The 453-nt window shown below is 42.4% G+C and carries 1 protein-coding gene; it reads right to left on the bottom strand.

Translation table 11 applies throughout. The annotated features are described in order from the left end of the window. Positions 1-453, bottom strand: a 453-nt coding sequence (locus ACYVTD_RS16750; RefSeq protein WP_461248786.1) for a hypothetical protein, incomplete at both ends; no start/stop codon positions are given.

Genomic DNA, 453 nt, shown 5'->3' on the forward strand with positions numbered 1-453 from the left:
CCGTTGTATTTATATACCTTTAAATTTAACTGCGGAGCAGGAGTGGAGATTGTTACGGCTTCGTTGAAAACGACGTTAATGATAATTTCAGAGTCCAAACCGTAATCGCCGGCCTTATTGCTTGAATTTATACTTGATACCGTTGGACTTGCCGTATCAATACCTATGTTCTTTCCTTTTGCAAGAGTATATTGTAAATCCGCATTATTTGAAGCTATGGGAATTCTGCGAAGATAATAAGCGTTACCTGGGCCTTGTGTGCCTTCGGTATGACCGCTGTTTCCGTTCGTTATCCTTATCTCTTCCGATCCCGCCGTCCATGTAAACGGATAGTTAGCCGCTTCCCAGTAGTTTCCATTAAGTGTTACGTTAAGCCCTGAAACATCAAGCCAATCCGGATCTACGGCATTTTGATTTGCGCCTATGGTATATCTAAAATACTGCCGCGTATTC

The organism is Treponema sp. R6D11, assembly GCF_054786075.1.